The sequence below is a fragment of the Pseudomonas sp. 2822-15 genome, from assembly GCF_002742515.1.
In the GTDB taxonomy this organism is placed as follows: domain Bacteria; phylum Pseudomonadota; class Gammaproteobacteria; order Pseudomonadales; family Pseudomonadaceae; genus Aquipseudomonas; species Aquipseudomonas salomonii.
The window spans coordinates 238338-251716 of sequence record NZ_LJRY01000209.1 but is presented as its reverse complement, the minus strand read 5'-3'; the positions used below and the strand labels follow the sequence as shown (position 1 = coordinate 251716).

Sequence of the window (13379 nt, the reverse complement as noted above, 5' to 3'; positions counted from 1 at the left end):
CACTGTGAGAGCGGGCTTGCTCGCGAAGCGGAGTATCAGTGACAGATGTATCAACTGACAAAACGCCTTCGCGAGCAAGCCCGCTCCCACATTAGATAGTCATCGGCTTATAAATGAGCGTCACGCCCGCAACGACAGCGGCGGCACAAAACACTCCAGCTCATCCTCCACCGCTTCGATAATGCGCTCCACATCCGCCGCATTCATCACCGTGGCGCAAGGAATGCCGGCAATCGCGATTAACGTCTCGCCGCTGGCCCGGTCGAACAGGCGTGCGACCATACTGCCGGGGGCGTCCATGCTCCCCTCGAAGCCCATCGGATGAAAGTGCCAGCGCATCAGTTGGCAGGCATTGGGAAATGTCACTTTGTTCATGTTGCCCACCTTGTTCATTGAGCGCTTCCTTTAGCTCGCGGCAGGGGGCCATGACCTTCACTGGTCGTGGCATCAAGAGGTTAAAAATAGCATTCGTTCGCAAGCGCGCGTTGACTTTTTAAGGGCCGTTCGGCAGTTCTTTCGCGATTATATGACATGGGTCATGTCTTACTCGTGACTAGGCAAAAGGCCATTAGTCAGAAGTTCCGATTGACCATTGAATGCCGCCGGCAAATTCGGCAATCTTCCAGGCATTCCCGCCGCAGAGCCGTCCATGCAGCCCGTTTTGAGTGAAGAGTGCGAACAAACCCAAGCCACCGGCGATCTGGTGTTGCGCCATCACCTGTGCTGGCGCCATCGCGACCTGGAGGGCGTGATGTCCTACTACCACCCCGACATTCAGTACCACGACTTCTTCCAAAACCGCGTGGTGGGTCAGGCCGAGTTGCGCGAGTATCTGCAGGCCAGCATGCCGCGTGGCGCCGACGAGGCGATCGAGCACATCGACCGCATTCGCGCCGACGGTGACACCGCGTTTATCCAGTACCGCATTACCCTGCGCGGCGGCCAGGGCCTGGTGTCATTTCGCACCAGTGAAGCGATCACCGTGCGCGATGGGTTGATCTGGCGCGTCAACGAATACGCCTCCCTGGTGCATGAGCAGCCGGCCCAAAACCTGCGTCCGACGGTCAGCCGCCTGGGCTTGTCGCCCCAGCAATTGGGGCATATGGCCAACGATCTGCAGCAGTACTTCGAACTCAAGCAACCCTATCTGGCCCCGGCGCTGGACCTGCAACGTGTGGCCAATGAGTGTGGCTACAGCCGCAATCAGATTTCCTACCTGCTCAACCAGGTGCTGGGCCAGAGCTTCTACCGCTACGTCAACCAGGCTCGGCTCCAGCACCTGCTGGCCGCGCTGGACAAGGCCGTGCCGCCGATCAAGGTCGATGACCTGGCGTTTGCCGCCGGTTTTAATTCACTGTCGGCGTTCTACAGCGCGTTCCGCCAACACACCGGGCAATCGCCCAAGGCCTACGTCAAACAAATTTCTCTGCGTGCACGCGCGCAAGACACTCCCTGACGCCACGCTCTAGGATCCAGCCTATCGAAACGAGGTTGGGGAGCTTGGCATGCCGGCATGGCGCAACATCAGTTTATGGATGGACCAGTTGGACGACCCGCTGGTGGCGCGGCCGTTCCTGGCGCATGACTTGGACGTCAATGTGGCGATTATCGGCGCCGGCTACACCGGGTTGTGGACCGCCTACTACCTCAAGCGCCAGGCCCCGGAGCTGAAGATCGCGATTATCGAAGCGCAGACCGCAGGTTTCGGTGCTTCGGGCCGCAATGGCGGCTGGCTGATGGGCAACCTGTTGGGCGAAGACCGCCTGCTGGCCGGCCTGTCACCGCCACAACGGCGCGCCTCGTTTGACCTGCTGCATGGCATCCCCGACGAAGTTGCCCAAGTACTGGCCCGTGAAGGCATTGACTGCGACTACCGCAAGGGCGGCGTGCTGTACTGCGCGGCGCGCTACCCGGAGCAGGAAGGCAGCCTGCGCCGTTACCTGGACACGCTCCACGCCCAGGGCCTCACCGAAGCGGATTACCGCTGGCTGAGCCCGCAACAGCTGGCCGAGCAGATCCGCATCGCCAGGCCGTATGGCGGCATCTATGCGCCCCATGTCGCGACCATCAACCCGGCCAAACTGGTGCGCGGCCTGGCGCGGGTGGTGGAGAGCATGGGCGTGACGATCTATGAGAACAGCCCCGTCACCCATTGGCAGTCCGGCAGCGTGCGCACGGCCAACGCCAGCGTGCGCGCCGCGTGGGTGGTGCCGGCGGTCGAAGGTTACGCCACCACGTTGCCGCCGTTGGGGCGCTATCAGTTACCGGTGCAAAGCCTGATGGTCGCCACCGAACCGTTGCCGGCCAGCACCTGGGATGAGATTGGCTTGAACCGGGGCCAGGCCTTTGGCGAAAGCAGCCGCCAGGTCACCTACGGGCAGCGTTCGGCGGATGACCGCCTGATATTCGGCGCCCGTGGCGGCTATCAGTTTGCCGGCAAGTTGCGCCATAACTTCGACCTGAGCACCGACGAAGTGGCGCTGCGTCGCTACCTGTTCAGCGAACTCTTTCCGCAGCTCAAACACGTCAAGATTACCCACTCCTGGGGCGGCAACCTCGGCATGTCGCGCAACTTCCGACCGCACATGCTCTGCGATCACACCACCGGCATCGCGCTGTCCGGCGGTTATGGCGGGGAGGGCGTCGGCGCCACCAACCTCGGTGGTCGTACGCTCGCTGACATGATTCTGGGCCTCGATACGCCGCTGACCACCCAGCCCTGGGTGATTCGCGAGCGTGGCCTGGACGCGCTCAAGGCCTGGGAGCCCGAGCCCTGCCGCTGGCTGGGTTACAACGCGATCATTCGCAGTTTTGTCCATGAAGACCAAGTGTTGGCCAACCCCAACAGCGCGCCCTGGCGGCGCAAATTGGCGACCGGCGTGGCCGGGTTCATGGAAGGTTTTATGCACTGAGATGTTTCACTCACACGGGAAAACCCATGAGCATCACTCACTTCAAAGACGCGCTGAACGCCCATCTGCCGGACTCCTCACCGGTAGCCGTGCCCTTGGGCGAGCCTATCGCCGTGGCCTCGACCTTGAGCATGGAGCGCAGCGATGGCGTCGAAACCGGCATCTGGGCATGCACCCCAGGCCGCTGGCGCCGGCAGATCAAATCCCAGGAGTTTTGCCACTTCATCCAGGGCCGCTGCACCTTCACGCCGGACAACGGCGAAGTCGTTCACCTACAAGCCGGCGATGCACTGATGTTGCCGGCCAACAGCACCGGTATCTGGGATATCCACGAGACCGTGCGCAAGACCTACGTATTGATCCTGTAACGCTTTGATCCTTGATCGCCTGCCATAAAAACAGCCCTAAAACCGCCAGGAAATCGAACCATGAAAGCCATTGCCCTGTTGCCCTTGATGTGGGTGGCCGCTATCAGCCAGGCCGCCGAGACGGTGAAGATCTACAACTGGTCGGACTACATCGCGCCGGACACCACCAAGAACTTCCAAAAAGAAACCGGCATCGGTTTCACCTACGACGTATACGACAGCAACGAAACCCTCGACGGCAAGTTGATGACCGGCAAATCCGGCTATGACGTCGTGTTCCCCTCCAACCACTTCATGGCCCGGCAGATTCAAGGCGGCGCCCTCAAAAAGCTCGACAAGAGCCAGCTGCCGAACTGGAAAAACCTCAACCCGGTGCTGCTCAAGGCCCTGCAAAACAACGACCCGGGCAACGAGCATGGTTTCCCCTACCTGTGGGGCAGCACCGGCATCGGCTACAACATCGACAAGGTCAAGGCAGTGCTCGGCGACAACGCGCCCGTGGATTCCTGGGACCTGATCTTCAAACCCGAGAACATGGCCAAGCTGCAAAAATGCGGCGTGGCGATTCTCGATAACGGCCCGGAACTGCTGCCGGCGGCGCTTAATTACCTGGGCCTGCCGCCCCACAGCAAAAAGGCCGAGGACTACAAAAAGGCTGAAGGGCTGCTGATGAAAGTGCGTCCGTATGTGGCCTACTTCCATTCCTCGAAATACACCGCTGACCTGGCCAATGGCGACATTTGCGTGGCCGTCGGCTTCTCCGGCGACATCCTGCAGGCCGAAAGCCGCGCCAAGGAAGCCAAAAACGGCGTGAACATCGGCTACAACATCCCCAAGGAAGGCGCCGCCATCTGGTTCGACATGGTCGCCATGCCCGTCGATGCCCCGAATGAAAAAGCCGGTTACGCGTTCATGAACTACCTGCTGCGCCCGGAAGTGATGGCCAGCATCACCAACTACGTGCACTACGCCAACGGCAACGCGGCGGCTGACAGCCTGGTAGACCCTGCAATCAAGGCCGACACCAAGGTGTACCCGAGCCCGGAAATGATGGGCAAGTTGTTTGCACTGGAAGCAATGCCGCTGAACATCGACCGGATTCGTACGCGGGTGTGGAACACCATTCGTACCGGGCGCTAGGCGTTACACCGAGCCCCCTGTGGGAGCTGGCTTTGATCGTTCCCACGCTCTGCGTGGGAATGCAGCCAGGGACGCTCCGCGTCCCGCGGTTCAGGGGTTTTCCAGATCATGCCCCAACGACTGGATAAACAACGAAAACAGTTCCGGCTGTGACGAAATATCCAGCTTTGCGTACAGGTGTCGCCGGTGCACCTTCACGGTGTCCGGCGAGATCTTCAAGCGCTCGGCCATGGCCTTGGACGAGAACCCGCGCAATACCAGGCGCGCCACTTCCAGCTCGCGTTCCGACAGCACACCGCTGCCGAAATGGCTCAGCGCATCGCGAATCTGCGTATCCATCGCCGGTGCACGCTGGGTGCTTTGCTGCCAGTGCTGCTGCATCAGCGGCAGCACCCAGGCCGCCAGTGTGGTCATCAACCCGGTTTCTTCAAAGTTGAAGCGCCGCTGCATGCCCAGCGATAACGACAGCGTCCCCGTACCCGGCAATTGCAGAATGAATTGCACCTCGTCTTCCAGCACGTTGTCGTGGAAGTAGTTGAGGAAGTATTCACTCTGGCGAAAATGGTCCGGTGCCACTTCCTCCAGGCGATACACGCCGCTGGCATAACCTTCGCGGTAAGCCTGGTAAAACGGGTCGATCAGGTACAGGCCATTGAGATACACCAGCATCGAGGCCGGTTTGCTGGTGGGCTGGGCGTCGAATTCTTCCAGGGCCACGGGCGGGCCATCGAGGGGATAAAAAATCGCCAGGGCGTTATCGAACGGCAGGCATTGGTGCAGCAACAGCACCAGCTGTTTCCAGAAGCGCTCGCTGCCCAGGTGTGCAACGGTACGGCCCAGGCCAGCATGCATGCCGACCTCTCTGAACAGGCTCATAAACACGGCTCCAGCCCTCAATAGATCGGCCAAGGGTTCGGCTTTTGCCGCGTATCGTCAAGGGGAGTACGCCAATAGGGGAATTGGCCTGCATAAACGCAGCGTTTACTTTGCCGTCATCCAGCGAGAAACATATCTCGCAAGCGCCCGACTTTTTTCGTTTCTGCCTCCTACCAAAAACAACGATAGAGGATAACGATATGAGTGCTTCCCCCGCGCCAGACGGCGTGCTCAAGCCAACCCTGAGTGTGTTCGATGTGGTGGCCATTACGGTGTCGGCGGTCACGCCGGCCAGCTCGGTATTCGTGATTGCACCCTTTGCCATCCAGCAGGCGGGCAGTGGTGTGTTCCTGGCGTTTGTGATGGCGGCCTTGCTCGCGCTGATGTTCGCCTTCTGTTACGCCGAACTCGGTCGCGCCCATAACAGCGCCGGTGGTGAATACGTGTATGCCAAACGGGTGTTTGGTGGCATGGCCGGTTATGCGACGTTTCTGACCGTGCTGGTGATGCTGTTGTTTATCCCGCCGGTCTTGGCCACCGGTGCAGCGACGTACCTGAATAACGCCCTGGGCACTAAATTCGACTCGCAAACCGTGGCCCTGGTCATCGTGGTGTGCAGCTACGCCCTGGGTATCCTCAATATCAAGCTCAATGCCTGGATCACCGGCACGTGCCTGCTGCTGGAAGTAGCGGCGTTGCTGGTGATCGTTGTTATCGGCTTTGGCAACCCGGTACAACCGGCCAGCGTGCTGTTCCAGCCGCAGATCGTCGAAAACGGCGTGTTGCACCTGGCGCCCTGGGCGTTGGTGATCGGCGCCGTGGGCATCGGCCTGTTCTCGTTTAATGGGTATGGTCCGGCGGTATTGCTGGCCGAAGACATGAAGTGCGGTGGCAAAGGCGTGCACAAGGCTGTGCTGTGGTCGCTGGGGCTGGTGGTGGTGATCGAACTGGTGCCGATCACGGCGCTGTTGATCGGCGCGCCGTCGCTGAGCGAGATGATCAGCAGCCCCGACCCGATCGGCTATCTGCTGAGCAGCCACGGCAATGAAACCCTGTCACGCCTGGTCAGCGCCGGGATCTTCCTGTCGGTGTTCAACGCGATTGTCGCCATCGTCATCCAGATTGGCCGGGTGGTGTTCAGCAGCGGCCGTGATGCCCTGTGGACGCCGCGTATCAACGCGCTGTTTACACGTATCCACCCGCGCTGGGACTCTCCATGGCTGGCGACATTGTTTCTGGCCATCCCTTCGGCGCTGTTGAGTTTCAGCTCGAACCTGGCGGACCTGACGTCCTTCAGTGTATTGCTGATCATCCTGGTGTACCTGGTGGTGGCGTTGAGCGCGCTGATGAGCCGGGTGCTGCTGCGTGATCGCGAGCATCCGTATCGCATGCCGTTATGGCCGCTGCCGGCAGTGCTGGCCGTGCTGGGCGCCGGTTACCTGCTGGTGACCCTGATCGCGGCGGCGTCGGTACGCGACATCATGATCATCATCGGCTTGCTGGCCTTGTCGGTGATTTTGTATTGCATCAGTGGCCGGACGAGTCCGGCGTTTCAGAAATTGTAAGGAGTGGGTATGCGTGCACGTCAATTGGGCATTACGTTGGGGCTGGGTACGCCCGGCGAATTGAATGCCATCACCGATGTTCCCGGCGTCCGCGTGGGCCACGCCACGCTCAAGGCCAGTGTCGACGGCAAACAGGTGCGCACCGGCGTCAGCGTGATCCAGCCGCGCGCCGGGGAGGCACGCCGGCAACCGTGTTTCGCCGGCTACCACGTGCTCAACGGCAACGGCGACGCCACCGGCCTTGAGTGGATCAGCGAAGCGGGGCTGCTGACCACGCCGATCGCCATCACCAACACCCACAGCATCGGGATTGTGCGTGACAGCCTGATCGCCCTGGAGCGCGAGCGCCTGGCGGACCCGGCGGTGTATTGGTGCATGCCGGTGGTGATGGAAACCTACGACGGCTTGCTCAACGATATCTGGGGCCAGCACGTCAAGCCAGAACATGTACGCCAGGCGCTGGAGGCGGCCGAGGGCGGCCCGGTGCAAGAGGGCGCAGTCGGCGGCGGCACCGGCATGATCTGCCATGAGTTCAAGGGCGGTATAGGCACCGCCTCCCGGCGTGTGCCTGAGGAGCAGGGCGGCTGGACCGTCGGTGTGCTGGTGCAGGCCAACCATGGCAAGCGCCAGGAGTTACGCGTGGATGGCTACCCGGTGGGGCGCCAGTTGATGGACATACCCTCGCCGTTCGCCGAGCGGGGCACGCCGGGCATGGGTTCGATCGTAGTCATCATCGCCACCGATGCGCCGTTGCTGCCCCATCAATGCCAGCGCCTGGCACAACGCGCGTCCATCGGTATCGCACGCACCGGCGGCGGCACCGAGGATTCCAGTGGCGACCTGTTCCTGGCCTTCGCCACCGGCAATCACGGGCTGCCACCGGCAGATTACGGGCGCAAGGACCTGGCACTCAGCAGCGTGTTGCGCATGGTCAACAACGACCACATTTCGCCGTTGTTCAGTGCCGCCGCAGAGGCGGTGGAGGAGGCGATCATCAACGCGATCCTGGCGGGCGAAGACATGACCACTGAAGACGGCGTCACGGTGCCCGGACTTGCCGACGAAGTATTAATCGGCGCGTTAAACAAGTGTGGTTGGAGTCTGGCCCGGTAATGGGGGACATGCACTTTATTAGTGCCGGTAGTGGCTCTTTAATATTGAACTATGGCACCGTGTCAATATATTGGATCCATTATTCGAGAGCGCCGCTCATCAAGAGCGGCTTTACCGCTATTTAATATTTAAATAACACTGGGCGGCGATTTGCGACGCAAGCGCAATGACCCCCAATAAACGCTGTGTGCGACTTCCTCAAGTTGAATCCACGTCACATTTTTGTTGCTGAAATATGTGTAGACGAAAGATTTCAAGTTGTGTCAGTTTCGATACGCCTTCAAAAGAGGCGAGTGATAGGACGATCCTCGCCCGCGAGGTTCCTGTCGAACAAAGACTGATGCACTTGCAAACAAGGAAGTACGTTTATGTCAAAAGTAAAAGACAAAGCTATTGTATCTGCCGCGCAAGCCAGCACTGCTTACTCGCAAATCGATAGCTTCAGCCATCTGTATGACCGTGGCGGCAACCTCACGGTCAACGGCAAGCCCTCGTTCACCGTGGACCAGGCCGCCGACCACCTGCTGCGCGAGAACGCTGCGTATCGGGACATTGATGGCAACGGCAAGATCGATCTCACCTACACCTTTCTGACCTCGGCTTCCTCGGCCACCATGAACAAACATGGCATCTCCGGGTTCAGCCAGTTCAACACCCAGCAAAAAGCACAGGCCGTACTGGCCATGCAATCCTGGGCGGATGTGGCCAAGGTCACCTTCACCGAGAAAGCCTCGGGCGGTGACTTCCACATGACCTTCGGCAACTACAGCAGCGGCCAGGACGGCGCAGCGGCCTTTGCTTACCTGCCTGGCACCAATGCCAAGTACAACGAGAGCGGGCTGGACGGTACCTCCTGGTACCTGACCAACAACAGCTACACGCCGAACAAGACGCCGGACCTGAACAACTATGGCCGGCAGACCCTGACCCATGAAATCGGCCACACCCTGGGCCTGGATCACCCTGGCGACTACAACGCCGGGACCGGCAACCCTTCCTACAAAGACGCGGACTATGGACAGGACACGCGTGGCTACAGCGTCATGAGTTACTGGAGCGAGAGCAACACCAACCAGAACTTCAGTAAAGGCGGGGTCGAAGCCTATTCGTCCGGCCCGCTGATCGACGACATTGCCGCGATCCAGAAGCTCTACGGCGCCAACTACGCCACCCGCGCCGGCGACACCACCTACGGTTTCAACTCCAACACCGGGCGTGACTTCCTCAGCGCCACATCCAATGCCGACAAGCTGGTGTTCTCGGTATGGGACGGTGGCGGCAACGACACCCTGGACTTCTCCGGTTTCACCCAAAATCAGAAGATCAACCTCAATGAGGCCTCGTTCTCCGACGTTGGCGGCCTGGTGGGCAACGTGTCCATCGCCAAGGGCGTCACCATCGAAAACGCGTTCGGCGGTTCGGGCAATGACTTGATCATCGGCAACAACGCGGTCAACGTGATCAAGGGCGGTGCCGGCAACGACATCATCTACGGCGGTGGCGGGGCGGACCAACTGTGGGGCGGCGCCGGCAATGACACCTTCGTGTACGGTGCCAGTTCCGATTCCAAGCCGGGTGCGGCGGACAAGATCTTTGACTTCACCTCCGGTTCGGACAAGATCGACCTGTCCGGGATCACCAAAGGTGCAGGCTTGAGCTTCGTCAATGCATTCACCGGGCATGCCGGTGATGCTGTACTGAGCTATGCCTCGGGTACCAACCTGGGCACCTTGGCGGTGGACTTCTCCGGGCACGGCGTGGCGGATTTCCTCGTCACCACCGTCGGCCAGGCCGTCGCCAGCGACATCGTAGCCTGATGTAAAGCGCGCGGCGCTCCGGCGCCGCGCGCTCAGGATGGAGCATTAGATGCCGCGTTTTTCCCATTTGATCGCCTGTGCTTCACAGGTGTTGTTCGTTTCGGCAGGAGCCCACGTCATGGCGAGCAGTCTTGTTTTACCCACCACCGCGCAACTGGCCGGCCATTGGGAGTTGAAGCAGCAGGATCAGGTGTGCGCACTCGATCTGTTGGATCAGCCCAATGCTCTGGCCGGTGATGTTGCCTGCGCCGAACGTTGGCTGGGTGATAAACCGATCAGTTGGTCGCCGACCCCGGACGGTATCTGGCTGTTTAACACCGAGGGCAGCGGGATTATTCATTTGAACCGCGAAAGAGACGGTGAATACAAAGGGCATACAGCTTCAATCACGGAACTTGTGCTGCAGCGAACACCTTAATTAAAACGTTATAAGCTTATAACTAGAGATTAATAGTTGGCCGTCCCACTTCAGGGCTGGGGCAACTATTGCGCGTCATTTGCTTTGGGGAAGATCAGACACTATGGCGAAGTCCCATGTGGTTGCGCCCTTATTCAGGGCGCTGGGTGAATACAAGAGTATTTTAATCAGCATCGGCTGCTTTACCGCCCTGATTAATCTGTTGATGCTGGTGCCGTCGATTTACATGCTGCAAGTGTATGACCGTGTGTTGTCCTCCCAGAATGAAACCACCCTGGTGATGTTGACGCTGATGGTCGTTGGCTTCTTTGTCTTTATCGGCACCCTGGAAGTGCTGCGCAGTTTTGTCGTGATACGTATCGGCAGCCAGTTGGAACGGCGCTTCAACTTGCGTGTGTACAAAGCCGCGTTTGAACGCAACCTGCAACGCGGCCAGGGGCATGCCGGGCAGTCGCTGGGCGATTTGACCGTGATCCGCCAATTCATCACCGGGCCTGCGCTGTTTGCGTTCTTCGATGCGCCGTGGTTTCCCATCTATCTGTTTGTGATTTTCCTGTTCAACGTGTGGCTGGGCGTGTTGGCCACGGCAGGCGCTGTGCTGCTGATCGCACTGGCGTGCCTGAATGAATACCTGACCAAAAAGCCCCTGGGCGAGGCGGGGGCTTTTTCCCAGCAGTCGACCCAGCTGGCCACCAGCCACCTGCACAACGCCGAGACCATCCAGGCCATGGGCATGCTCGGTGCGTTGCGCAAACGCTGGTTCGCGGTGCATTCGCAGTTCCTCGGGTTTCAGAACAAGGCCAGCGACACCGGTTCGGTGATCACCTCTCTGAGCAAATCCCTGCGCCTGTGTTTGCAATCCCTGGTGCTCGGCCTGGGCGCTTTCCTGGTGATCAAGGGCGAGATGACGGCGGGTATGATGATCGCCGGGTCTATCCTGATGGGCCGCGTGCTCAGCCCCATCGACCAGCTCATTGCAGTCTGGAAGCAGTGGAGTTCGGCCAAACTGGCTTACCAGCGCCTTGATGACCTGCTGCGTGAGTTTCCACCCGAAGCCGAGCCCATGACCTTGCCGGCGCCCAAGGGCCAGGTGAGTTTTGAGCAGGTCAGCGCTGGTCCGCCGGGGCGGCGTGTGGCGACGTTGCAGCAAGTCAGTTTCAGCCTTGGTGCCGGTGAAGTGCTGGGCGTGCTCGGTGCTTCGGGTTCGGGCAAGTCGACCCTGGCCCGCGTGCTGGTTGGCGTGTGGCCCACCCTGGCCGGCACTGTGCGCCTGGACGGTGCGGATATCCATCGCTGGAACCGCGACGACCTCGGCCCGCATATCGGCTACCTGCCCCAGGACATCGAACTGTTCAGCGGCAGCATCGCCGACAACATTGCGCGCTTTTGTGACGCCGACCCGGAGCGAGTAGTGAAAGCCGCGCAACAGGCCGGTGTGCATGAGTTGATCCTGCGTCTGCCCCAGGGCTACGACACCGTGCTGGGCGACAACGGTGGCGGCCTGTCCGGTGGCCAGAAGCAGCGCGTGGCGCTGGCGCGTGCGCTGTATGGCGCGCCGCGTTTGATCGTGCTGGATGAGCCCAACTCCAACCTCGACACCGTGGGCGAGGCCGCCTTGGCCAGCGCCATTGTGCAGATGAAAGCCCAGGGCAGCAGCGTGGTGCTGGTCACCCACCGTTCTTCGGCGTTGGCCCAGGCCGACAAGTTGCTGGTGCTCAGTGAAGGCCAATTGCAGGCCTTCGGCCCCAGCCAGGAAGTGCTGCGCGCGTTGTCGGGCCAGCAGCAGGAAGCGCCGCGGGAAAAGGCCGGTGTGAGCCTTAGCCGTCAGTACCAGACCGGAAGGAATCCAGGCGCATGAGCAGCCTTACAGTTGAGCCCCGTTTTAAAGAGCGCGACGCCGGTTTTTTCGTGAAAATGGGCTGGTGGCTGACGGTTGTCGGCGCCGGTGGGTTTTTCCTCTGGGCCAGCCTCGCGCCCTTGGACCAGGGCATCCCGGTGCAAGGCACGGTGGTGGTCTCGGGCAAGCGCAAGGCCGTGCAAACCTTCAGCCCCGGCGTGGTCAGCCGCATTCTGGTGAAGGAGGGCGAGCGGGTCAAACAGGGCCAGCCGCTGTTTCGCCTCGACCAGACCCAGAACCAGGCCGACGTGCAGTCGCTGCAAGCCCAGTACCGCATGGCCTGGGCCAGCGTCGCGCGCTGGCAGAGCGAGCGTGACAACCAGGCCGCGATTACCTTTCCTGCTCAGCTGAGCGCCAACCCCGACCCGGCCCTGGCCCTGGTGTTGGAAGGCCAGCGCCAGCTGTTCAGCAGCCGCCGCGAAGCCTTTGCCCGTGAGCAGGCCGGGATCCGCGCCAATATCGATGGCGCCACCTCGCAACTGAGTGGCATGCGCCGTGCGCGCACCGACCTGTCCGCCCAGGCGCAATCGCTGCGTGATCAATTGGCCAACCTGCAACCCCTGGCCGACAACGGTTATATCCCGCGCAACCGCTTGCTGGACTACCAGCGCCAACTGTCCCAGGTGCAGCAGGACCTGGCCCAGAACAGCGGCGAAAGTGGCCGAGTGGAGCAGGGCATTCTCGAGTCGCGCCTCAAGTTGCAGCAGCACAGCGAGGAATATCAGAAAGAGGTGCGCAGCCAGTTGGCCGACGCGCAACTGCGCAGCCTGACCCTGGAGCAGCAACTGACCTCGGCGGGTTTTGATTTGCAGCACAGCGAAATCAATGCACCGGCCGATGGCATTGCGGTCAACCTCAGCGTGCACACCGAGGGCGCCGTGGTGCGCGCCGGTGAAACCCTGCTGGAGATCGTGCCCCAGGGCACGCGCCTGGAAGTGGAAGGGCGCTTGCCGGTGAATCTGGTCGATAAAGTGGGCACCCACCTGCCGGTCGATATCCTCTTCACTGCGTTCAACCAAAGCCGTACTCCGCGCGTGCCGGGCGTAGTCAGCCTGATCTCGGCCGACCAGATGCTCGATGAAAAGACCGGCCAGCCTTACTACGTGCTGCGCACCACGGTCAGCGAGGCGGCATTGGAAAAACTCCACGGCCTGGTGATCAAGCCGGGCATGCCCGCCGAGATGTTTGTGCGCACCGGCGAACGCTCGCTGCTCAATTACCTGTTCAAGCCGCTGCTCGATCGCGCCGGTTCTGCGTTGACTGAGGAATGAGC

12 protein-coding genes are annotated in these 13379 nt (G+C 60.7%); 10 read left to right on the top strand and 2 right to left on the bottom strand.

Going from position 1 to position 13379, the window contains the following annotated elements; genetic code table 11:
* Nucleotides 1–120 precede the first annotated feature (120 nt).
* On the bottom strand, nt 121–393 hold the full coding sequence (locus tag AOA59_RS23305; protein ID WP_026013572.1) for a DUF1652 domain-containing protein: 273 nt from the start codon (nt 391–393) through the stop codon (nt 121–123).
* Between the two features lie 256 nt (nt 394–649).
* Here AOA59_RS23305 and AOA59_RS23300 point away from each other — a divergent pair, with 256 nt between their 5' ends.
* Genes AOA59_RS23300 through AOA59_RS23285 form a run of 4 tightly spaced genes read left to right on the top strand, consistent with a single transcriptional unit; the run spans nt 650 to nt 4420 of the window.
* Nucleotides 650–1456: an AraC family transcriptional regulator gene (locus tag AOA59_RS23300; RefSeq protein WP_099489211.1), complete on the top strand. Its 807-nt coding sequence runs from the start codon at nt 650–652 to the stop codon at nt 1454–1456.
* Nucleotides 1457–1505: 49 nt separating this feature from the next.
* Complete coding sequence (locus AOA59_RS23295) at nt 1506–2912, top strand: FAD-binding oxidoreductase (protein ID WP_099489210.1); 1407 nt, start codon at nt 1506–1508, stop codon at nt 2910–2912.
* A 26-nt stretch (nt 2913–2938) separates the two neighbouring features.
* A complete protein-coding gene (locus AOA59_RS23290) occupies nt 2939–3280 on the top strand; it encodes a cupin domain-containing protein (protein ID WP_099489209.1) in 342 nt (113 codons plus the stop codon).
* A gap of 60 nt (nt 3281–3340) precedes the next feature.
* On the top strand, nt 3341–4420 hold the full coding sequence (locus AOA59_RS23285) for a polyamine ABC transporter substrate-binding protein (RefSeq protein ID WP_099489208.1): 1080 nt from the start codon (nt 3341–3343) through the stop codon (nt 4418–4420).
* A gap of 90 nt (nt 4421–4510) precedes the next feature.
* Here the strand turns inward: AOA59_RS23285 and AOA59_RS23280 are convergent, their stop codons facing one another.
* Nucleotides 4511–5296, bottom strand: a complete 786-nt coding sequence (locus AOA59_RS23280; protein ID WP_069787560.1) for a helix-turn-helix transcriptional regulator — start codon at nt 5294–5296, stop codon at nt 4511–4513.
* 200 nt (nt 5297–5496) lie between these two features.
* Here AOA59_RS23280 and AOA59_RS23275 point away from each other — a divergent pair, with 200 nt between their 5' ends.
* The 6 genes from AOA59_RS23275 (at nt 5497) to AOA59_RS23250 (ending at nt 13377) form a co-directional block, all read left to right on the top strand.
* Nucleotides 5497–6861 carry an APC family permease gene (locus AOA59_RS23275; RefSeq protein WP_099489207.1) on the top strand — a complete coding sequence of 455 codons (1365 nt, stop codon included), beginning with the start codon at nt 5497–5499 and terminating at the stop codon, nt 6859–6861.
* A gap of 9 nt (nt 6862–6870) precedes the next feature.
* A complete protein-coding gene (locus tag AOA59_RS23270; RefSeq protein ID WP_099489206.1) occupies nt 6871–7974 on the top strand; it encodes a P1 family peptidase in 1104 nt (367 codons plus the stop codon).
* Nucleotides 7975–8342: 368 nt separating this feature from the next.
* Nucleotides 8343–9791, top strand: coding sequence for a serralysin family metalloprotease (locus tag AOA59_RS23265; RefSeq protein ID WP_058420241.1), 1449 nt, complete (start codon nt 8343–8345; stop codon nt 9789–9791).
* 49 nt (nt 9792–9840) lie between these two features.
* Nucleotides 9841–10209, top strand: a complete 369-nt coding sequence (locus tag AOA59_RS23260) for a protease inhibitor Inh/omp19 family protein (protein ID WP_099489205.1) — start codon at nt 9841–9843, stop codon at nt 10207–10209.
* Nucleotides 10210–10312: 103 nt separating this feature from the next.
* On the top strand, nt 10313–12067 hold the full coding sequence (locus tag AOA59_RS23255) for a type I secretion system permease/ATPase (RefSeq protein WP_065930094.1): 1755 nt from the start codon (nt 10313–10315) through the stop codon (nt 12065–12067).
* On the top strand, nt 12064–13377 hold the full coding sequence (locus AOA59_RS23250; protein WP_099489204.1) for an HlyD family type I secretion periplasmic adaptor subunit: 1314 nt from the start codon (nt 12064–12066) through the stop codon (nt 13375–13377). Before AOA59_RS23255 ends, AOA59_RS23250 begins: the two co-directional genes overlap by 4 nt.
* Nucleotides 13378–13379 lie beyond the last annotated feature (2 nt).